This is a genomic window from Arthrobacter sp. B2060 (genome assembly GCF_059090445.1).
Genome location: NZ_JBNHFR010000001.1, coordinates 554,930 through 575,796 on the forward strand (window position 1 = coordinate 554,930; position 20,867 = coordinate 575,796).

A 20,867-nucleotide genomic window follows, 5' to 3' on the forward strand; every position below is an offset into this window, starting at 1 on the left:
TCAGTTTACGTCTGCCAGCTCGCCCCATGGGCTGCGCCATTCGGCCGCAAGCTCGCTGACCTGCGCCTCGTCCAGTATGCGGCGTTTCGTCGTCGCCGTCAGAAGGGCTATACGGCACGCTTCCTCGAGTTCCACGGCGCGGTCCACGGCGTCGTCCAGGTCTTTGCCTGCGACGACTGAGCCGTGGTTGGCCATCAGCGCAGCCCGCAGCTTCCAAGGCGAGGCGAGCAGGTCGGTCCCGAGGCTGCTATCGCCGGGGTGGCGGTAGGGCATCAGCGGAGTCTGGCCCACCCGCATCACGAAGTACGGCGTCAATGGCGGGATTGCACTGTGCTCCGCCCAGGGCTCCAGACACGACCACGCCACCGCATACGGCGAGTGGAGGTGCACAACGGCGCGGTGTGCCTCGTCGCGGCGGTAGAAGGCGACGTGGAGCGGCCACTCCTTGGACGGCCGGATGCCGCCAACATGGGTCCCGTCAAGGTCAATTACGGAGATGTCGCCGGCCTTGAGGCGGCCCAGGGAGGTCCCGCTCGCCGTGATCAGAATGCGGTCTCCGTCGCGGATGCTCAGGTTCCCGCTGCTGCCAGGACTAAGCCCCGCGTCAACAATGCGCACGCCGGCCGCAATGAGTGCCTCCGCGGCGCTCATGCGAGGACGTCCCAGCCAGCCGTAAAGAGATCCTCGCGCCCGAAGTTGCCGCTCTTGAGCGCCACGGCAATGCGCTTCCCGGATGCGGTGGCAGCATCAGCCCAGCAAACGCCGGGGGCAAGTTCCGGGCCGATGTGTAGAGTCTGGATCCCCAGCCCGCGCACCACAGCCCCGCTGCTTTCGCCGCCGGCCACGATCAGCGCGGAGACCGAGCCGGCATCGACAAGCCGGCGGGCGACGGCGGACAGCACGTGCTCGACAAGCGGAGCGGTATCTACCCCTTCGACGGACTGCCGGACGTCGCCCGGCTCACGCACTGCGCAAACCACGGGGATCGAATCCGAAGGTTGGCCCGAGACCCAGCGCGCCAGGGCAGCAACCTCGTCCTCCGGGCGGCGGGCGGCCGCCTGGAGGTCGATCTGCCGGACAGGCTGACTCCTCGCCGCATGGGCGATCTGGCCCCGCGTCGCCGCGGATGCACTGCCGCACAAGACCACGCGGCCCGAAATTCCGGGCGAAGTCCACACGTTCTCAGTAACGCCGGCAGCCGTCATTCCGAGCGCAAGCCCGGAGCCGCCTGAGACGACCACGTCGTTGGCGGTGGCGGCGGCAATCACGGCGAGATCGTCGTCGTCGATGGCATCTACCACGATGTAGCGGGCGGAGGAATCTTCAAGTGCGGCAAGCAGCGCGCGGGCTCCGGCACGCACGGTTTCGTGTGCGATTTCGCTGACGCTGTGTGGCGTCTGCGGGCGCAGCAGTGACGCGACGCGGGACTGCGTCATAGGGGTCAGCGGGTGCCTGCTCATTGACGAATTTTCCAGGAGTTCATCGCCGACGAAGAGATGCCCGCGGTACACGGTTCGGCCGTTCGCCGGAAGCGAGGGCACAATCACACAGCGTCGGGCGCCTACTGCGTCGGTAACGGCATCCAGGACGGGGCCGATGTTGCCGCGATCAGTCGAGTCAAACGTCGAGCAGTACTTCACGTAGAAGCGGGTGGCGCCCCAGGCCCGCAGCCGCTCAAGCGCATGCAATGAGTCGGCGGCAGCCGACGCCGGCGCCGCGGTCCGCGTCTTCAGTGCGACAACGATGGCGTCGAGGCCCGTGCGGTCTTCGAGGTGCCCGTCTTCAATCACCACCGCCACCCGATGGCCTGAGCGGCGCAGCATCGTTGCGAGGTCCGTTGCCCCGGTGAAGTCATCGGCTATTGCTCCCAGCACGGGCACTCCTCTCCTGCGCCTCCCGGCACATAGGTCAATAGAAACACTATATGTGAAAATTTGATAAGAAGTTATACGATTCTAGAATCCGCGGGACATTAGTCCATAGGAAAGCCCGGGCTGCCCCCCAAGGGGGCAGCCCGGGCCTGCATCAACTAGCGCCGCATTGCTACGGGACAGTGGGTGCCTACAGGATCTTGATCATCCGCGTGTTGCCGAGCGTGTTCGGCTTGACCCGGGCCAGGTCCAGGAACTCGGCCACGCCTTCGTCGTGGGAGCGCAGCAATTCCGAGTAGACCTGCGGATCCACTGCCGACTGATCAGCCATCACCTCGAAGCCGTGCCGCTTGAAGAAGTCCACCTCGAACGTCAGGCAGAACACGCGCGAGACGCCGATGCCTGCGGCTTCCTCGAGGAGGCTTTCCACCAGGGCGTGGCCCACCCCCCTACCGCGCCAGTCGTCGGAGGCGGCGAGCGTGCGGACCTCCGCGAGGTCTTCCCACATGACGTGCAGGGCGCCGCAGCCGATCACTTCGCCGCTGTCCGACTCTGCAATGCGGAACTCCTGGAGGCTTTCGTAATAGGCCACCGTCTCCTTTGCCATCAGGATCCGCTGCTCGGCCAAGGGCGCCACGAGTCTCTTGATGGAGGCCACATCACTGGTGCGGGCGGGGCGGATGGTGAAGGAGTCAGTCACAGCCCCATCTTACGGTGGAGCCGTAGGACGTCCCGGCAGGCACCATCACCGGGCCCGGACACGCCGAAGCCCCGCCTGCTCCCTTTCGGGCGCGGGCGGGGCTTCTGGAGTGCGGCTGGGGCCTAGGCGCTCGGAGCGATCTCCGGGATACGCGGCTTGGCGTTGCCGGCGAACGTGAACTTGGCGTCGTCTCCCTCGCCGTCCACGTCGACCACCACGATGTCGCCGGGGTGCAGCTCGCCGAACAGGATCTTCTCGGAGAGCTGGTCCTCGATCTCGCGCTGGATGGTGCGGCGCAGCGGCCGGGCACCCATGGCGGGATCGTAGCCACGGGTGGCCAGGAGAACCTTGGCCTCCTTGGTCAGCTCGATGCCCATGTCCTTGTCCTTGAGCCGCTTTTCCAGGCGCGTCACGAACATGTCCACTATCTCGATGATCTCGTCCTGCGTCAGCTGCGGGAACACCACGACGTCGTCAACACGGTTCAGGAACTCGGGCCGGAAGTGCTGCTTGAGCTCCTCCGTGACCCGGGCACGCATCCGGTTGTACCCGGTCTGGGTGTCCGTGCCGGACTGGAAGCCCGTGGCGACACTCTTGGAGATGTCCCGGGTACCAAGGTTCGTCGTCATGATGATGACGGTGTTCTTGAAGTCCACCACCCGGCCCTGGGAGTCGGTCAGGCGTCCGTCTTCCAGGATCTGCAGCAGCGAGTTGAAGAGGTCCGCGTGGGCCTTCTCCACTTCGTCGAACAGAACCACGGAGAAGGGACGACGGCGGACCTTCTCGGTCAGCTGCCCGCCTTCTTCGTAGCCGACATAGCCCGGAGGGGCACCGAAGAGCCGCGATACGGTGTGCTTCTCGGAGTACTCGGACATGTCCAGCGTGATGAGGGCGTCCTCTTCACCGAACAGGAATTCAGCCAGGGCCTTGGCCAGCTCGGTCTTGCCGACGCCGGTGGGGCCGGCGAAGATGAACGAACCACCGGGGCGCTTCGGGTCCTTCAGCCCCGCACGGGTGCGGCGGATGGCTTGGGACAGTGCCCTGATGGCCTCGTCCTGTCCGACAACCCGCTTGTGCAGCTCGTCTTCCATCTTCAGCAGGCGCGAGGACTCTTCCTCGGTCAGCTTGAATACCGGGATACCCGTGGAGTTCGCGAGAACTTCGGCAATCAGGTCCTCGTCAACTTCGGAGATGTCGTCCATGCCGCCGGTCTTCCAGTGGCGTTCCTTCTCCGAGCGCTCGGTGATGAGCTTCTGCTCCTTGTCGCGCAGCGCGGCAGCACCTTCGAAGTCCTGCGCGTCAATCGCGGACTCCTTCTCCATCTTCAGCTCGGAGATCCGCTCGTCCATCTCCTTGAGCTCCGGCGGAGCGGTCATGCGGCGGATGCGGAGGCGGGCGCCGGCTTCGTCGATGAGGTCGATCGCCTTGTCCGGCAGGAAGCGGTCCGAAATGTAGCGTTCGGAGAGGTTCGCTGCCGAGGCGAGGGCGCCGTCGGTGATGGTGACGCGGTGGTGTGCCTCGTAGCGGTCACGCAGGCCCTTGAGGATCTCGATCGCGTGGGCGACGGAGGGCTCCTTGACCTGGATCGGCTGGAAGCGGCGCTCCAGCGCGGCATCCTTCTCGATGTGCTTGCGGTACTCATCCAGCGTGGTGGCGCCGATGGTCTGCAGCTCGCCGCGGGCCAGCATGGGCTTCAGGATCGAGGCCGCATCGATGGCGCCTTCGGCGGCACCGGCACCCACGAGGGTGTGGATCTCGTCAATGAAGAGGATGATGTCGCCGCGGGTGCGGATCTCCTTGAGCACCTTCTTCAGGCGCTCTTCGAAGTCACCGCGGTAACGGGAGCCGGCCACGAGGGACCCGAGGTCCAGCGTGTACAGCTGCTTGTCCTTGATGGTTTCGGGAACGTCGCCGCGGACGATCGCCTGGGCAAGGCCTTCGACGACGGCCGTCTTGCCGACGCCGGGCTCGCCGATCAGCACGGGGTTGTTCTTGGTGCGGCGGGAAAGGACCTGCATGACGCGTTCCATTTCCTGCTCGCGGCCGATGACGGGGTCCAGCTTGTTCTCGCGGGCGGCCTGCGTGAGGTTCCGGCCGAACTGGTCCAGGACGACGGAGCCGGCGGGAGTGCCCTCGGCCTGGCCCTGGCCGACGCCGGCACCGGTGGTCTCTTTGCCCTGGTATCCCGACAGCAGCTGGATGACCTGCTGGCGGACCCGGTTGAGGTCGGCGCCGAGCTTCACGAGCACCTGAGCCGCAACGCCCTCACCCTCGCGGATGAGTCCCAGCAGGATGTGCTCCGTGCCGATGTAGTTGTGGCCAAGCTGCAGGGCCTCGCGCAGCGAAAGCTCCAGCACCTTCTTTGCACGCGGGGTGAAGGGGATGTGGCCCGAGGGAGCCTGCTGGCCCTGGCCGATAATCTCCTGCACCTGCTCGCGGACGCCGTCGAGCGAAATGCTCAAGGACTCAAGAGCTTTGGCGGCAACGCCCTCACCCTCGTGGATCAGACCCAAGAGGATGTGTTCGGTACCAATGTAATTGTGGTTCAGCATGCGTGCCTCTTCTTGGGCAAGCACAACTACGCGACGGGCACGGTCCGTAAATCGCTCAAACATTTCGCCACACTCCTAGCTACGACGTACTTTGATGCTACGTGGGGGAGGTGCGACTTGGGGAGCTTGTTCGCCACAGGGGAAACCGTACCGGTTGCGCAGAGCCACAATCCACCCGCTTGAAGCAGCTCCCGCCGGGCCGGAACTCCCGGTTTCGGCCCGGCGCCGGGCACCGGAGTCCATCAATCGCACCTGCCGCGGGCCGGATTTTCCAGGCCATTCCACAATTTGACCACTGCTGAGCCACGGGGATCAGGATCAATAGGCCCTTTCCTCATGCTTCCGCCGGAAAGTTCGGCCCCAGGGTCCGATTCCTGCTTCTCAGGAGAATCAAGGGGACAATGGGATTCGTGGGGGTTAGGAGTTTCCTGGGCCGGAAAAATCTGCCTCAAAGGCATCGAGCGCAATAAAGGCTCAGCGGATGGATTGCGTGATTAAAGGGCGGCGCCCCCGGATTACACCGGGGGCGCCGCCCTTTAATGCTCAGAGCCGCAGAAATCTAGGCATTTGCCTTTTGGTACGCTTCCTGGATTTCAGCCTGGATGCGGCCCCGGCTATTAACCGTGTAGCCGTGGTCCCGGGCCCATTGGCGTATCTGCGCAGAGTCCTGGCTCCGTCCGCCGCCTGCCCTGGTACGGGAGGGGCGGCCGCCGGACGTCTTGCGACCGGCGGATACAAAGCGTTCCAGTGCAGAGCGCAGTTCTGAAGCATTGGCCGACGACAAGTCAATTTCATAACTTACGCCATCGAGCCCAAAACGGACGGTTTCGTCCGCCGATCCCCCATCCAGATCGTCCACGAGGACGATATTTACTTTCTGTGCCATCAAAATTCTCTCTTTTGGAAAGGGACGTGTGATCAGATAAGCAGGATGTTTCCACCTAAAGTATCTCCCCGATTAAGGCAACGCGTCAAAACACGCATTGGTTCCTTCGGGGACGCCCGAGAAGAAATGGCTGCGGCTATTTGTCCGATTCGGCCGAAGGTCCCGAAGTATCTGCCGGCGGAAATGCCTGCGAGTTGCCCTGCTTCGAATCCGGCACGGCCCCGGGGCGCGATTTATCCTGCTCGGCGGCAGGCTCAACGGCGTGCTCAGCAGCCTTAGCAGAGCGCGCGTCAGCAACAGAGCGCGCATCGGCTTCTGCCTGCGCCTCTGCCTCGGCCTGGCGCTCGGCCTTGTCAGCATTGAAGATCGACTTCATGGCGAACCAGAAGAGCAAGCCCACCACCAGGGAAGGCAGAAGTACGGCTACGTACTCCACGGTCAGTGGCCCTCGGGCTTCAGGAGTGGGAACAGGATGGTCTCCCGGATACCCGCGCCGGTGAAGAGCATCACGAGGCGGTCGATGCCCAGGCCGATGCCGCCCATGGGAGGCGCACCGTACTCGAGGGCACGCAGGAAGTCCTCGTCCAGCTGCATCGCTTCAACGTCGCCTGCCGCTGCATGCCGCGACTGTTCGGTGAGGCGTTCGCGCTGGATGACGGGGTCGATGAGTTCGGAGAATGCGGTGCCGCGCTCCATGCCGCCGATGATGAGGTCCCAGGCCTCGATCAGCCGGCCGTCCTCACGGTGCGGGCGGGCCAGCGGCTGGGCCGACGGCGGGTAGTCATAGACGAAGGTGGGGTTCAGCAGCGTGGGCTCCACGATCTCGCCGAAGAGTTCCACGGCGAGCTTCTCGGCGTCCCACTTGGGGTCCACCTTGATCTCGTGCTTCTCCGCCACGGCGCGCAGTTCCTCCAGAGGCGTCTCCGGGGTGATCTCCTGCCCCACGGCCTCGGACAGGCCGGGGTATACGGACACCCAGGCCCAGTCGCCGTCGAGGTTGATCTCGCCGGCCTCGGTCTGCAGGATACGGCCCGCACCCACCGCGTCGGCGGCATCCAGGATGATCTCCTTGATCCGGTCGGCCATGACGAACTGGTCCGCCCAGGCCTCATAGCACTCGAGGGTGGTGAATTCGGGGCTGTGGGTGGAGTCCACGCCCTCGTTGCGGAAAACGCGGCCCATGTCGTACACGCGGTCGATGCCGCCCACCACGGCGCGCTTGAGGTACAGCTCGGTGGCGATGCGCAAGGTCATCTTCTGGTCGAACGCGTTCATGTGCGTCTCGAACGGGCGGGCCAGGGCGCCGCCGTGAACGAGCTGCAGGATGGGGGTCTCCACCTCCACGTAGCTGTGGCGGTGCAGGCTTTCGCGGATCGAGCGGGTGATCGCGGCACGGGTGTAGACCATCTCGCGGGCCTCGTCACGCACCATCAGGTCCACGTAGCGCTGGCGGACCCGGGTCTCCTCGTTCAGCTCGGCGTGCAGAACGGGCAGCGGGCGCAGCGCCTTGGACGCCATGGACCAGGACTCCGCCATCACGGAAAGCTCTCCGCGGCGGGAGGAGATGACCTCGCCCTTGATGAACACATGGTCGCCGAGGTCAACGAGGGCCTTCCAGTCCGCGAGCGCCTCTTCGCCGACGTTGGCCAGGCTGAGCATGGCCTGCAGCCGGGTGCCCTTGCCGTCGACGCCGCCTTCCTGCAGCGTGGCGAAGCACAGCTTGCCGGTGTTCCGGACGAAGACCACGCGGCCGGTCACGCCGACGACGTCGCCGGTGGTGTCGTCCGCTTCCAGGTGTGCGTACTTTTCCCGGATTTCGCTCAGCGAATGCGTCCGCTCAACACCCACCGGATACGCCTCGGTACCGCGCTCGATCAGCTTGGCGCGCTTTTCCATGCGGATGCGCATCTGCTCGCTGGCGTCGAGCGGCTCTGGGGCATTCTTGGGGGCGGGGGTGTTTTGGGAAGTCACAAGCATCAAGTTTACCGGGAGTTCGCCCTCCGGCGTTTCGACCCGAGAGAACCTTCCCGATGAGGCGGGGCATAGACTCTGGCTGTGGAGACTTGGACAGTTGAAACGGCCGACGGCGGCGGCCGGCTGGAGCTGCACTCCTTCCGGCCCGCGCGGCCAACCCCCGTGGACGGCGGCACTGCCGGCGGCCCTGATGGCGGCACTGCCGACGGCATCCCCGCCAAGGGCGGCCCTCCCGCGGCGGAGGCGCCCGGCGTCGTCGTCATTCACGGCACGCTGGTGACCGACGCACTGTACCGGCCGTTCGCCCGCAAGCTCAGTCTCCTGCTCAGCCGCCCGGTCCACTGCTACAACCGCCGCGGGCGGGCAGGATCCCCGCCGCAGCCCGACGGCTACTCGGCCGCCACCGAGATCAGCGACCTTGCCGCCGTCATGCGGGCCACCGGGTCCGAGGATGTGGTGGCCCACAGCTACGGCGGCTTCGTGGCGCTGCAGGCAGCCCGCAGCATGCCCATTCGGCGGCTCGTGACGTACGACGCCGCGGTGTCCCTGTCCGGCAACCTGGACCACCGGTGGCGTCCGGAGCTGGAGCAGGCCGTCACCGAGGGCCAGCTCAACCACGCCTGGGCGCACCTGGTGCAGGGACTCGCCACCGCTGGACCGGTGTCCTACCTGCCGCTGGGGGCGCTGCGGATGCTGAGCATCCTGTCTGCCCGGACCAACCTCGGCGCCGAGATGCGGCAGCTCCTGCCCACCGCCGTCGCCGAAATGCGCGCCGTGCTCGACGCCAACGCGGACATCAATGACTTCACGGAGCTGACCACCCCCACGCTTATGCTCAGCGGGGGCTGGAGCCCGGGATATTTCGCCGATACCGGCCGCCAGCTGGCCGCGGCCGTTCCGGCCATCGAGTTCGCCGTGGTGCCGGGGCAGCTGCACGAAGGCCCCATCCGCCCCGGGAAGCGCCTGGCCGTCCGGATGGCACGCTTCCTGAACGGCACGGACGGCAGCATCCAGTCCCTGGGCAGGCGGCGCCGGAGCCGGTAGGCACCCACCCGCGAGCTTGCATCTCGCGGTACTTCCGTACATGGTCCGGCTGTCAGAGGACCGCCGCCTCCGATAGGCTCGGAGCATGACGCGCGAGATCATCAGCACACCCGACGGCGGCAAACTTGAGCTGTTCAGCACGGGCGAGGAACTCGCCTCGGCGGGCTCCGGCGTCGTGGTCGTCATCTCCTCCATGGTCACGGCCGCCGACTACACCCGCTTCGCCCAGCGACTCAGTGCGGAACTGGGCCGCCCGGTCCACACCTTTAACCGCCGTGGCCGCGGGGCGTCCTCCGAACAGCCGGGCGATTACACCCTGGACGTGGACATCCGCGACCTCGACGCCGTCATGAAGCACACGTCCAGCACCGACGTCTTCGGCCACAGCTTCGGCGGGGCCGTGGCTCTTCACGCGGCCAGGACGCTCCCGGTGGAACGCCTCGCGGTCTATGACCCCGCGGTGTCCGTGAACCACAGCGTCAAGGCCGACTGGACCACGGAATACGAACGCGCGACGGCGGCGGGAGACGACGACCGGGCCCTCGCTGTGCTGCAGCGGGGACTTGAGGCCGGCGGTCCCTTCTCGTCGCGGATGCCGCTTTCCATGCTGACCCTGGCGAACAAGCTCACGGCAGGCACCACCATGGGCAAGCAGCAGCGCGAGATGATGCGCACCGGGGTGCGCGAGATCAAGGCGATCATTGCGGCCGACATGCCGGCCGAGCCGTTCCTTCAGCTCCCTCTTGAGACGCTCATCATCGTGGGTGAGAAGAGTCCGGCGTACTTCGGGGTGGCCTGCGGCCAGATCCACGACGTCCTATCCGGATCCAGCTACACCATCCTGCCCGGCTTCGGGCACGACGGCGTCAACCGCGCCCCGGACAAACTCGTCACGGAACTGAGCGAGTTCTTCGCCGGCTAAGCCTGGTCCCCAGCCGCACCGTCCGGCGCGAACAAGCACGTAATACCCTCAAAAAGGGAAAAACAGGGCATTACCTGCCGGTTCGCGCTTAGTGGGCGGGGGCGGGGGCTGCTTCGGCGCCTGCGGTCTTTCGCATCATGGCGGAAAGGACGACGGCGGCAACGGCTATGACTGTCGCCGTCAGGAAGGCGGCGCTCATTCCCGCAACGACTCCCGAGCCTGCCGCGACCACCGCGTAGATGGACACCAGCAGCGCCGTGCCCGCCGCACCTGCGACCTGCTGCAGCGTGCTCATGATGGCCGAACCGTGGGAGTACAGGTGCGGCGGGAGTGGGTTCAGTCCCGTGGTGAACGCGGGGGTGAACAGCAGCGCGAGCCCCAGACTCAGCCCGACGTGCAGGGTGACGATCCACCACACCGCTGTACCGGCGTCGAGCATTGAAAACTGCCACAGCGCCAGAACCATCAGGGACGAACCCGTCACGGTGAGCGGAAGCGGGCCCACCTTGTCGAACAGGCGGCCGATCACCGGGCCGAGCAGGCCCATGGCAAGTCCACCGGGCAGCAGCGCGAGGCCGGTTTCGAGGGATTTCAGGCCGCGGATCTCCTGCAGGTACAGCGGCAGCAGGATCACGGCGCCAAAGAGGGCAATCATGGCCACCACCATCAGCAGCACCGACACCGTGAACATCCGGAAGTTGAAGGCCCTCAGGTCCAGCAGCGGCGCCTGGGCCTTCTGCAGCCGCAGCTGGCGCAGCACGAACGCCACGAGTCCGGTGACGCCGAGGGCCAGGGCAACCAGTGCACCCGTGCTGGGGCCGCCGCCGGCGCCATGGCCTCCGCCAATCTGGCTGAGTCCATACACGAGCCCGCCGAAGGCGGGGACGGTCAGCACCACGGACAGGAAGTCGAGCCTGGACTTTTCGGTCTCGCCGACGTTCGTCAGGTAGCGGGCACCAATCGCCAAGGCTGCCAGCGCGATCGGCAGGACGAAGACGAACATGAACCGCCACGAGAAGTGTTCCAGGATCAGGCCGGAAACCGTGGGGCCCATGGCCGGTGCCACGGAGATGGCGATGCTGACATTGCCCATGACGGCGCCGCGGCGGGCCAACGGAACAAGGGTGAGGATGGTTGTCATCAGCAGGGGCAGCATGATCGCGGTTCCGCCTGCCTGGATGACCCTGGCCAGCAGGAGGATTCCGAAGCCCGGCGCCAGCGCCGCCAATGCGGTTCCGCCGGAAAACAGCCCCATGGCCAGCAAAAATACGGCACGGGTGGAGAGCCGCTGCAGAATGAAGCCGGTGGTGGGAATCACCACGGCCATGGTGAGCATGAAGCCGGTGGACAGCCACTGCACCGTGGGGGCGTCCACCCGGAGGTCCACCATGAGCCGCTGCAGGGCAACGTTCATGATGGTTTCGTTGAGGATCACCACGAAGGTGGCCACGAGCAGCGTGACGATGACCGTTACGGACTCGCGTGACATTTTGTCGCCAACGGGCGGCAGTTTGTGGGCATCCGGCGTGGGGCCACCAGGCTTCAGCCCTGGCGAATCCGCCTGCTGAATGGCTGTTCCAGTGCCGGCAGGCTCGCGCCCGGGCTCGCCATGGGTATTTGACGTGACTTCATTAGACATGGAGAGACCCTCAGGGAGTTTTGGAAGGATTGCCGGCGGGCAGTGCCGCTGCAGACTCCAACAGTCTAGTGCCCCGGGGCATTCCCGCTCTAGGAACTCAGCGGGAGGTTGTCGATGAGCCGCACCGGACCGACCTTGGCCGCGACGATGGCCAGCGCCTCACCGCGGAACGGAGTCTCCCGGCAGTTCTCGGCCAGCGGTTCCAGGGTCCGGGGATCCACCACGTCAAAGTAGTCCAGCTCCACCAGGGGCTGGGACTCGATCAGGGCCCGGGCAGACTCGACCTCCAGCGGCTTGCGGGCGGTGGCCCGCTCCTCGAGGAGCCGCAGCGCCCGCGACAGGACCAGCGCAGCGTCGCGCTCCTCGGCAGACAGAAAGCGGTTGCGGCTGGACAGCGCCAGCCCGTCCGATGACCGGACCGTGGGAACCCCTACGACCTCCACCGGAAAGTTCAGGTCCGCGACCATCTGCCTGACCAGTGCCAACTGCTGGGCGTCCTTCTGTCCGAAGTAGGCGCGGTAGGCGGGCAGGCCTCCCCCGGAGCCGGTGACGAAGGCGTTCGCCCCGGGCAGCCCGGTGGCGGGCATCCCCAGGTGCAGGAGTTTCGCCACCGCGGTGAGGGCGCCGTCGAAATGCCCCGGGCGGGACGCTCCCTCCCACTTTTCCCCTAGGCGGCCGGACGCGATGCGGACCGTCGGCTGCCCGTCCGGGTACATTTCCTCCAGCGAGGGGGCGAACACCAGATCGACCCCCTGCGCCTCCAGCAGTGCCAGATCATCCTGCAGGGTGCGCGGATAGCGGTCGAGGTCCGCCGCGTCGCCGAACTGGAGCGGGTTCACAAAGATGGAGGCCACCACCACGTCGTTCTGTTGGACGGCGGTGCGGGCCAGCCGCGCGTGGCCCTCGTGCAGGGCGCCCATGGTGGGAACGAGCCCCAGGGATGAGCCCTCCTTTTGGGTCAGAAGCAGGCGACTTTGGGCTCGCAGGGAAGCTGCCGTCGTAACGAGTCGGATTGCCATGTCAGTGTCCTCCCTTGGCCCCGGGGCCGTTTTCGTCTGGTTCGTCGTCAGCCGTGGCCGTGAGGGCTTCGCGGATACCGTCCAGCTGATCCGGCTTCAGCAGCCCCCTGCCCTCAGCCCGCCGCGCCGTTGCCCGTGCCATCGCCAGGTACGCTGCGAGGATGTCGCCGCCGGCACCGCCGTCGTGTTCGCCGAGCGCACGCGCATGCGCCGCGACGGTCCCAGTATCTCCCCGCGCCACGGGCCCGGTCAGCGCCGACTCGCCGGAGGCGAGTGCATTCTCCAGCGTAGCCCTCAGCAACGGTCCGAGCATGCGTTCCGGGGCGTCCACGCCCACCTCGCGGAGCAGCTGCGATGCCTGTGCCACCAGGGTGACCAGATGGTTCGAGCCGTGCGCCAGCGCGGCGTGGTAAATGAGCCGGTCGGCCTCGGCAATCACCACCGGCTCCGCCCCCATCTCCACCACCAATGCCTGGGCGATGGGCAGCATGGCCGCGTCCGCCGTGACGCCGAACGTGCAGTCCAGGAGGCGTGTCAGGTCAAGGCTCATGCCGGTGAACGTCATGGCCGGGTGCAGGGCCAACGGCACGGCACCGGCCGCACGGACCGGATGCAGGACGCCGACGCCGAAGCGGCCTGACGTGTGGGCGACGAGCTGCCCGGGCTGCCACGCGCCGAGCTTCGCCAGCCCCTCCACGAGCCCGCCCAGGGCGTCGTCCGGCACTGCCAGGACCACCAGCTCCGAGCGCTCCACAATGTCCTGCACTTCCAGCACGGGAACGCCGGGGAGCAGGGTTTCGGCCCGTTCCCGGCTTGCGTCTGACACGGCGGAAACCCCGACGACGGCGTGCTCGGCCGCACGCAGCGCGGCTCCCAGCACTGCGCCTACCTTGCCGGCGCCAATGATTCCAACGCCAAGGCGTCCGGGCTTAGCCACGTTGCTGGCCTTCCTGTTGGGGCTGGTGGGGAGCGGGATCGGTTTCGGCGGGCCCAACCAGCGGCACGTGTCCAGCCAGCGGCGGCTGCCCAACCAGCGGGGCCACCTGTGCCAGCCACTGCTCGCTGGTCTGGCGCCGGCGCGCGGCCCGGGCGCGGGCGGCCTGCTGGTCGAAGAGCTCCCGTGCCTCGTCCGCGCCGGCTTGGATCACGCGCGGTGTCACGGGGCCGGCGGTGGTGTGCAGCACAAGATCGGCGACTCTGAACCTGCGCGCCAGCGGCCCCTGGTGCAACGCCATCGACTGTGTGCGCTGGTGCGGCACCACCACAAGCTGCCGCCACCAGCGGCCAGACCGCATCAGCAGGGCCGTGTCCGTGGCGGTGAAGCCGTTCCGACGCCACCCCAGCGGGGCAAGGAAACGCCCGCGGCGCGGCGTGGTGACAAAACCTCCGGCGGAATCCAGGCCGTCCAGCCCGCCACGGAAAACTCCTACGGGGTCGGTGGTTCCCGGGTCCGGCAGGACGATTGCCAGCATGTTCAGCACGTCGCCGATGCCCCCGACGGGCAGCAGCGTGGTCCGCGATCCCCCCTCGCCGTTGTTTCCGACGAGACCGTACCCGGCCACGTTGACCTGCATCCGGTACCAGCCGAAGATACGCCACAGCGGCGGCTGTACCACCCTCAGCGCCTGGATCCGGCCCGGCGGCAGGGTCTGCGCCTGGGTGTCCAGCAGCCCGTAGCGCAGCCGGATGCCGTCCGGGGAGATGGCCGCCGTGAAGTTGTATCCCTTGTGGAACGATCCCCAGTAGGCGGCGAACAGGCCCAGCGCCGCAGGAATCAGGTAGAGGAAGAATCCCCGGTTGTCGGTGACCGCGGACAGCACGACGGACACCACGCCGCCGAGGATGATGAAGACACTTTGCTCGCTCAGCAGCAGGGATCCGATAAGGCGCGACGGCGGGACGCGCAGCACCTGGTGTTCCGGCGCCTCCGGTGCGGTTGCTTCGGTCTGCCCTGGCTCCAGCTGCACGCCCGAGGCGCGGGCCAGGATGGTGGCGCGCAGCTGCCGGGCGTCATCCAGCCGGAGATAGGCCAGCCGCACCGCGGATTCGCTGGCGTCCGCCACCTCGAACTTCAGTTCTGCAAGCCCGAAAATCCTCGCCAGGAGCGGCTGGACGATGTCGATCGCCTGGACGCGGTCCAGGCGTGCCTGGCGCTGCTGCTTGAACAGGAAGCCAGTGTTGACCCGGACATAGCCTTCGGCCACTTGGTATCGGGTGAAGTACCAGGACAGGATGAACCCGGCAACCGCCAGCAGCAGCATGAGGGCACCGCCGGCGAGGAGCCACGGGGTGCGGCCGGCTATCCGGTCGTCAACCAGGGACTCACCCTGCAGCATCCGCTCGAACGACTCCCGCCCGAAGAAATACCCGATGGCAGCAAGCGCCACCCAGCCCCGCACAAAAGGTGACGCCGGATGCACCCGGAGCCAATCGCCGTCGGGCGTTCCTGAAGGGTGCCCCGCGGCGGTCACAGCCCGGCCAGCCTGGCTTCACCGCGCGCCGAAAGCTGTTCCCGCAGGCGCGCGCCCTCATCGGCGGGCAGGCCCGGGATCGTGGCGTTGGTCCCGGCGGATGCCGTGTGCAGCTTCAGCGTGCACAGTCCCAGGCTCCGTTCGATCGGGCCCACGCTGATGTCCACGTACTGCATCCGGCCGTAGGGGACCACCATGACGCGCTGGAAGAAGATGCCGCCGCGGATCAGCAGGTCGTCGTCGCGCTCGGCGTAGCCGATGGCGCGAACCTGCCGCGGAATCAGGACCAGGCGCCACAGCGCGAGGACAAGGACGAACGCCGGCACCGCGATGGCGAACCACAGCGGCGGCCAGCTCCACCAGCCCAGCAGCACGAAGGCAAGGGGCAGGCTCAGGACGGCCACCGTGATCAGGTTGCCCACTGCCCACTCCACCAGGCGGACCGTGACATATTTGGGCGAAACGCGCAGCCAGGAAACCCCGGGCGGATCAATCGCCGCGGTAGGCATATTCGCCTTCCCCCTTGGCCTTGCCAGGACGGGGCCGGCCCGGGAGTCCGTTACCCTCGGCATCGCCGTCTTCCGGCGGAATCCTGCAAAAGCGTTCGACGACGAGCCCCACCACGATCATGACCAGCCCGCCGCCGGCCATGCCGAGCGCGAGCCACGTGAGCTGCTGGCCGTTCCGCAGGCTCCAGATCTGCAGCAGCTCAACGAAGATTCCCGCGTGCCAGCCGAGCAGCATGGCCCCCGTGTAGGCACAGGCCTGAGCGAGGACCAGGGTCCAGGCGGCCAGGATCGGGTTGAGCAGTTTCTTCTTCTTGCCGTTCCGCCAGCGGAGCACGCGGATGCCCAGCACCAGGGTGAGGGCCACGATCACGCCCATGGTCACCAGCCCGGTAGGCGGCAGCACCGGGGTGGCCAGTCCGTACCGGCCGCTCAGGACAGCTGCCGACCAGCCGGCTATGGCCAGAGCCAGGCCGACCGCCCCGAGCAGCAGCGGGTTCATGGGCTTCACTGCTATTCCACCGCCCCCGCTGTGGGAATTCCGTTGAAGTCGCCAAAGCCGTCAAACGGCGTGAGGTCGGCAAAGTCGGCGGCCCGGGCTGCCAGCGCGCCGATCCGCTCCCCGTTCAGGATTGCCGTTGGCTCGATGAGAGACCAGGGGTAGAGCACGAAGGCCCGTTCCGCCGCGCGCGGGTGCGGCAGGGTCAGTTCGGGGTCCGAGCTTTCCAGGTCCCCGTAGACGATGATGTCCACGTCAAGGGTCCGCGGCCCCCACCGCACCTCCCGGACCCGGTGGTGCTTGTTTTCCACGGACTGGCAATGCCTCAAAAGGTCGAGGGGTTCCAGGGAGGTTTCCACGGAAATCACCATGTTGAGGAAATCTGGCTGGCCTTCCGGACCGCCCACTGCCTTGGTCTGCACGACCGGTGAGACGGCGAGGAGCCGCACCTCCGGCCGGTCCACGAGGTCAGCCACGGCCCCGGACAGCGTGTCGTTGCGCGCCCCCAGGTTGCTGCCCAGGGCGAGGACCGCCCGGGTGTACCGGCCGCTGGTGGGCGCCGTGTTCATGTGCGCTCCCGGTAGACGCTCACGGCGACGTCGCCGAAAGGAACCTCGATGGGCGCCTGCGGCTTGTGCACCGTGATTTCCACGGCCTGAATGTTGAATTCCTTGAGCAGGCCCTCGGCCATTCTCACGGCCAGCGCTTCGATCAGGTTCAGGGGCTCACCGGTGATCCACTCTTTGATCCGCCCTGCCACTTCCCCATAGTGGGCGGTATCCCTGACGTCATCCGAGGCTGCAGCCTGGCCGAAGTCCAGGTGCAGCACGGCGTCAACCACAAACGGCTGTCCTTCGCGGCGTTCAAAGTCGAACACCCCGTGATAGCCGGTGGCCGTGACACCACGCAGTGAGATCCTGTCCATCGTTTTCCAGCTCAGCCTTTCCTGCTCAGTCTTTCCTGATCAGCCTTTTCGTGTTCAGTCTTCCTGATCAGTGGCCGGGATTCGGTGCGCCCAGGCGGGCGGCGACCTTGACAGCGTCCAGGCTGGGGCCGACGTCGTGCACCCGCACGGCCCAGGCGCCGCGGGCCGCGGTGATCGCGGTGATCGCGGCGGTGGCGGCGTCACGCTCCTCCGGGAGCGCGGCCTTGCCTGCCACTGTCAGCAGGGTGCCGAGAAAGCGCTTTCGCGAGACCCCGATGAGGACCCTGTGGCCCATCGCCTCGAGCCGGTCGAGGTTCCTCAGGAGCTCCCAGTTCTGCTCGTCCGTCTTGGAGAAGCCGATGCCCGGATCAATGATGATCTGCTCCGGCTGCACGCCTGCGGCGTAGAGCTTGTCCCGCACGCCCCGGAGCTCCGCGACGACGTCATTCGCGACGTCCTGGTAGTCGGTCAGGGAGGACATGGTCTTCGCGTCGCCGCGGCGGTGCGTCAGGACGTACGGCACTTTGGTCCGCGCCACGAGTTCGGCCATTCCCGGCTCGAGGGTCAGGCCGGAGACGTCGTTGATGATCGCGGCTCCCGCCTCAAGGGCAGCTTCCGCGGTGGAGGCGTGGGTGGTGTCGATGCTGACCAGGGCGCCGGCCTTGACCAGCGCCGCGACGACGGGCAGCACACGGCGCTGTTCCTCTTCGGGGCTGACGTCTTCTGCGCCCGGGCGGGTGGACTCGCCCCCGACGTCGACGATGTCGGCTCCGGCGTAAAACATCCGGAGGCCGGCGGCGATGGCGCTGTCCGCCGTCGCGTGCTTGCCGCCGTCGCTGAACGAATCCGGAGTGACATTCAGGATGGCCATGACGAGTGAGCGGCCGGTGGGCAGGTCTTCAAATTTGGCAGCCGGCCGCGGTTTGCGCAGAACGGGCAGCGGGGATGTTGCGGGTCCGGTTCCAGGTGCTGCAGCTAGGGAATCCATAGTCTGTTGTTTACCTTCCGAGTATGAGGCTCATGGCTTCGGCACGGGTGGCCGGGTCATGAAGTTGCCCGCGGACCGCGCTTGTGACGGTTTTGGCCCCGGGCTTGCGGATGCCGCGCATGGACATGCACATGTGTTCGCATTCCACCACCACGATGGCTCCGCGCGGCTTGAGATATGTGACCAGCGCCTCGACGATCTCCGTGGTGAGCCGTTCCTGTACCTGGGGCCGGCGGGCGTAGATGTCCACCAGCCGTGCCAGCTTGCTCAGCCCCGTGACCTTGCCGTCATGTGACGGGATGTAACCGACGTGCGCCATGCCGTGGAACGGCACCAGGTGGTGCTCGCACGTGGAGTAGAACGGAATGTCCTTGACCAGCACCAGCTCCTCGTGTTCGAGGTCGAAGGTGGTGGACAGGACGGTTGCCGGGTCCTGGTGCAGGCCGGCAAAGACCTCGGCGTAGGCCTTGGCGACACGTTTGGGCGTGTCCTGCAGGCCCCCGCGGTCCGGGTCCTCCCCGATGGCCAGCAGGATTTCCCGCACGGCTGCTTCAATCCGTGGCCTGTCCACCTTGTGGTGGTGCTTGCCGGATCCGCCCGCCGCCGAGTGATCGGCGGAAGCGGCAAAGTCGTCGTCGTCGAAGTGAGTCACAGCAAAGAGCTTAGCCGCGATGGCCGTCCGGGCCCGCTTCCGTGACTCCGCCCTGGAAGGTGGCATCCTCGGGGACACCCTGCGGATGCGGCGGCAGGGCGTCCAGCGGTTCCTCCAGCCGCGCCTCCTTTGCCTCTTCCTGGGCCTCGCGTTCGGCACGTTCCTGCCGCGACTCCACGGGGCCTGCGGTCTGGACCGGCCGGGTCTCCTTGGACAGCCACACTTCGCGGAAGTCGCGCTTGCGGATGTCGCGGAAGACGTCGGCGATCTCGGCCTGGTTCAGGGTTTCGCGCTCCAGCAGTTCCAGGGCCAGACGGTCCAGCACTTCGCGGTTCTCGGTAAGAATGGCGTAGGCCTCGTCGTGCGCCTGGTCGATCAGGCGGCGGACCTCCTCATCGACGATGTAGGCGATCTGGTCGGAGTAGTTGCGCTCGTGGCTGGCGTCGCGGCCGAGGAACGGCTCACCGCCGCCCTGGCCCAGGCGCACCGCGCCGACGCGTTCGCTCATGCCGTACTGCGTAACCATCTGGCGGGCCGTGGCCGTGGCCTTCTCGATGTCGTTCGAGGCGCCGGTGGAGGGATCGTGGAAGACGATCTCTTCTGCGACGCGGCCGCCCATGGCGTACGCCATCTGGTCGAGGAGCTCGTTGCGGGTGACGGAGTACTTGTCGTTTTCCGGAACCACCATGGTGTAGCCCAGGGCGCGGCCGCGGGGCAGGATGGTGATCTTGGTGACCGGCGCCGAGTTGCGCAGCGCCGCCGCCACAAGGGCGTGGCCGCCTTCGTGGTAGGCCGTGATCTTGCGCTCGTGTTCCTTCATGACGCGGCTGCGCTTCTGCGGGCCGGCCATCACACGGTCAATGGCCTCGTCCAGGGCGCGGTCATCGATCAAGTTGGCGTTGGAGCGGGCGGTCAGCAGCGCGGCCTCATTCAGCACGTTCGCGAGGTCTGCGCCGGTGTAGCCCGGGGTCTTCTTGGCGACGGCCTTGAGGTCGACGCCCTGGGCGATCGGCTTGCCCTTGGCATGCACCTGGAGGATCTGGTCGCGGCCCACGAGGTCCGGGGCTTCGACGGAAATCTGCCGGTCAAAGCGTCCGGGGCGAAGCAGCGCCGGGTCCAGGACGTCAGGCCGGTTGGTGGCGGCGATCAGGATGACGTTGGTCTTGACGTCGAAGCCGTCCATCTCGACGAGCAACTGGTTCAAGGTCTGCTCGCGTTCGTCGTTGCCGCCGCCGATTCCTGCACCGCGGTGGCGGCCGACGGCGTCGATCTCGTCGACGAAGATGATGGCGGGCGAGTTGGCCTTGGCCTGTTCGAAGAGGTCGCGGACACGGGAAGCACCCACACCGACGAACATTTCAACGAAGTCCGAGCCGGAGATGGAGAAGAACGGTACGCCCGCCTCGCCTGCGACGGCGCGGGCCAGCAGGGTCTTGCCGGTGCCCGGAGGACCGTACAGCAGCACACCCTTGGGGATCTTGGCACCCACGGCCTGGAACTTACCCGGCTCGGCCAGGAATTCCTTGATTTCCTGCAGCTCTTCAACGGCTTCATCGGCGCCGGCAACGTCCGCGAAGGTCACCTGCGGCATGTCCTTGTTGACCATCTTGGCCTTGGACTTGCCGAACTGCATGACCTTGGAACCGCCGCCCTGCATGCGCGACAGCAGGAACCAGAACAGGACACCGAGCAGCAGCACCGGGATCAGCAGGGAGAACAGCCCGGAGAGCCAGTTGCTCTCTACCGGCTGGTCCGTATAGCCCTTGGAGGGATTGGAATCGGTGACGGCTTTGACCACGTCCGGCCCACGGTCGTTGACGAAGAAGAACTGGACGTTTTTGCCCTTGTCCTGTCCGTCGATGACCAGGTTGTCCTTCAGGACCAGATCCACGCGGTTCTCGCCATCGAAGATCTTTGCCTGCTCGACCTTGCCGCCCTCGGCCAGCAGCTCGAGACCCGGCTGGGTGTCGATCCGCGTCGCACCGCCCGGAGCCAACGTTGCAAAGGCCAGCAGGAGCATGCCGACCACAACAATGATCCAGATGCCCGGGCCCTTGAAGAAACTCTTAGCTTTCATCTGTTCGGGGGCTGGCCCCGTCCCTCCTGGTAGTGCTGCACGGCGCGTGGTCTGCGCGCGTGTGGTGCTGCTTCAGCTTCTAGCATTACACCGCCGGACTAATTCACGCACGGTGTACGGCAAAAGTTCCCTATGGGCGTAG

The 20,867-nt window shown here is 66.6% G+C and carries 20 protein-coding genes; 2 read left to right on the forward strand and 18 right to left on the reverse strand.

Translation table 11 applies throughout. The annotated features are described in order from the left end of the window. The 7 genes from AC5RUM_RS02655 to lysS all read right to left on the reverse strand — a co-directional run bounded on the left by AC5RUM_RS02655 (position 1) and on the right by lysS (position 7,986). A complete protein-coding gene (locus AC5RUM_RS02655) occupies positions 1–651 on the reverse strand; it encodes a class II aldolase/adducin family protein (RefSeq protein WP_494033473.1) in 651 nt (216 codons plus the stop codon). Further along, complete coding sequence (otnK, locus tag AC5RUM_RS02660; protein WP_494033474.1) at positions 648–1,874, reverse strand: 3-oxo-tetronate kinase; 1,227 nt, start codon at positions 1,872–1,874, stop codon at positions 648–650. The genes AC5RUM_RS02655 and otnK overlap by 4 nt, the downstream gene beginning before the upstream one ends. A gap of 187 nt (positions 1,875–2,061) precedes the next feature. Beyond that, the gene (locus tag AC5RUM_RS02665) at positions 2,062–2,571 is read right to left on the reverse strand and encodes an amino-acid N-acetyltransferase (RefSeq protein ID WP_494033475.1); all 510 of its coding nucleotides are present in this window, start codon (positions 2,569–2,571) and stop codon (positions 2,062–2,064) included. Between the two features lie 122 nt (positions 2,572–2,693). Next, positions 2,694–5,186, reverse strand: a complete 2,493-nt coding sequence (locus AC5RUM_RS02670) for an ATP-dependent Clp protease ATP-binding subunit (protein ID WP_494033476.1) — start codon at positions 5,184–5,186, stop codon at positions 2,694–2,696. A gap of 496 nt (positions 5,187–5,682) precedes the next feature. Then, on the reverse strand, positions 5,683–6,009 hold the full coding sequence (locus AC5RUM_RS02675; protein WP_400577348.1) for a histone-like nucleoid-structuring protein Lsr2: 327 nt from the start codon (positions 6,007–6,009) through the stop codon (positions 5,683–5,685). A gap of 136 nt (positions 6,010–6,145) precedes the next feature. Continuing rightward, complete coding sequence (locus AC5RUM_RS02680; protein WP_494033894.1) at positions 6,146–6,445, reverse strand: hypothetical protein; 300 nt, start codon at positions 6,443–6,445, stop codon at positions 6,146–6,148. Positions 6,446–6,447: 2 nt separating this feature from the next. Beyond that, positions 6,448–7,986 carry a lysine--tRNA ligase gene (lysS, locus tag AC5RUM_RS02685; RefSeq protein WP_494033477.1) on the reverse strand — a complete coding sequence of 513 codons (1,539 nt, stop codon included), beginning with the start codon at positions 7,984–7,986 and terminating at the stop codon, positions 6,448–6,450. A gap of 78 nt (positions 7,987–8,064) precedes the next feature. Here lysS and AC5RUM_RS02690 point away from each other — a divergent pair, with 78 nt between their 5' ends. Together AC5RUM_RS02690 and AC5RUM_RS02695 are read left to right on the forward strand one after the other, a co-directional pair. Further along, positions 8,065–9,027: an alpha/beta fold hydrolase gene (locus AC5RUM_RS02690; protein WP_494033478.1), complete on the forward strand. Its 963-nt coding sequence runs from the start codon at positions 8,065–8,067 to the stop codon at positions 9,025–9,027. An 85-nt stretch (positions 9,028–9,112) separates the two neighbouring features. Next, complete coding sequence (locus AC5RUM_RS02695) at positions 9,113–9,949, forward strand: alpha/beta fold hydrolase (protein WP_494033479.1); 837 nt, start codon at positions 9,113–9,115, stop codon at positions 9,947–9,949. Between the two features lie 88 nt (positions 9,950–10,037). Here AC5RUM_RS02695 and AC5RUM_RS02700 read toward each other — a convergent pair whose 3' ends face one another. The 11 genes from AC5RUM_RS02700 to ftsH form a co-directional block, all read right to left on the reverse strand. Continuing rightward, positions 10,038–11,588: an MDR family MFS transporter gene (locus AC5RUM_RS02700; protein ID WP_494033480.1), complete on the reverse strand. Its 1,551-nt coding sequence runs from the start codon at positions 11,586–11,588 to the stop codon at positions 10,038–10,040. An 89-nt stretch (positions 11,589–11,677) separates the two neighbouring features. Continuing rightward, the gene (locus AC5RUM_RS02705) at positions 11,678–12,607 is read right to left on the reverse strand and encodes a 4-phosphopantoate--beta-alanine ligase (protein ID WP_494033481.1); all 930 of its coding nucleotides are present in this window, start codon (positions 12,605–12,607) and stop codon (positions 11,678–11,680) included. A 1-nt stretch (position 12,608) separates the two neighbouring features. Beyond that, a complete protein-coding gene (locus AC5RUM_RS02710) occupies positions 12,609–13,544 on the reverse strand; it encodes a Rossmann-like and DUF2520 domain-containing protein (RefSeq protein WP_494033482.1) in 936 nt (311 codons plus the stop codon). After that, positions 13,537–15,078, reverse strand: a complete 1,542-nt coding sequence (locus tag AC5RUM_RS02715) for a PH domain-containing protein (protein WP_494033483.1) — start codon at positions 15,076–15,078, stop codon at positions 13,537–13,539. The genes AC5RUM_RS02710 and AC5RUM_RS02715 overlap by 8 nt, the downstream gene beginning before the upstream one ends. After that, positions 15,075–15,587: a PH domain-containing protein gene (locus AC5RUM_RS02720; RefSeq protein WP_400577334.1), complete on the reverse strand. Its 513-nt coding sequence runs from the start codon at positions 15,585–15,587 to the stop codon at positions 15,075–15,077. The genes AC5RUM_RS02715 and AC5RUM_RS02720 overlap by 4 nt, the downstream gene beginning before the upstream one ends. Next, complete coding sequence (locus tag AC5RUM_RS02725; protein ID WP_494033484.1) at positions 15,568–16,095, reverse strand: DUF3180 domain-containing protein; 528 nt, start codon at positions 16,093–16,095, stop codon at positions 15,568–15,570. The genes AC5RUM_RS02720 and AC5RUM_RS02725 overlap by 20 nt, the downstream gene beginning before the upstream one ends. A gap of 2 nt (positions 16,096–16,097) precedes the next feature. Then, the gene (gene folK, locus AC5RUM_RS02730) at positions 16,098–16,652 is read right to left on the reverse strand and encodes a 2-amino-4-hydroxy-6-hydroxymethyldihydropteridine diphosphokinase (protein ID WP_400577330.1); all 555 of its coding nucleotides are present in this window, start codon (positions 16,650–16,652) and stop codon (positions 16,098–16,100) included. Continuing rightward, positions 16,649–17,008, reverse strand: coding sequence for a dihydroneopterin aldolase (folB, locus tag AC5RUM_RS02735; RefSeq protein WP_400577329.1), 360 nt, complete (start codon positions 17,006–17,008; stop codon positions 16,649–16,651). Before folB ends, folK begins: the two co-directional genes overlap by 4 nt. Before the next feature lie 67 nt (positions 17,009–17,075). Further along, on the reverse strand, positions 17,076–17,996 hold the full coding sequence (gene folP, locus AC5RUM_RS02740; protein ID WP_494033485.1) for a dihydropteroate synthase: 921 nt from the start codon (positions 17,994–17,996) through the stop codon (positions 17,076–17,078). 10 nt (positions 17,997–18,006) lie between these two features. Beyond that, a complete protein-coding gene (folE, locus tag AC5RUM_RS02745; protein ID WP_400577325.1) occupies positions 18,007–18,648 on the reverse strand; it encodes a GTP cyclohydrolase I FolE in 642 nt (213 codons plus the stop codon). A 10-nt stretch (positions 18,649–18,658) separates the two neighbouring features. Next, positions 18,659–20,725: an ATP-dependent zinc metalloprotease FtsH gene (gene ftsH / locus AC5RUM_RS02750; RefSeq protein WP_494033486.1), complete on the reverse strand. Its 2,067-nt coding sequence runs from the start codon at positions 20,723–20,725 to the stop codon at positions 18,659–18,661. Between the last annotated feature and the right edge of the window lie 142 nt (positions 20,726–20,867).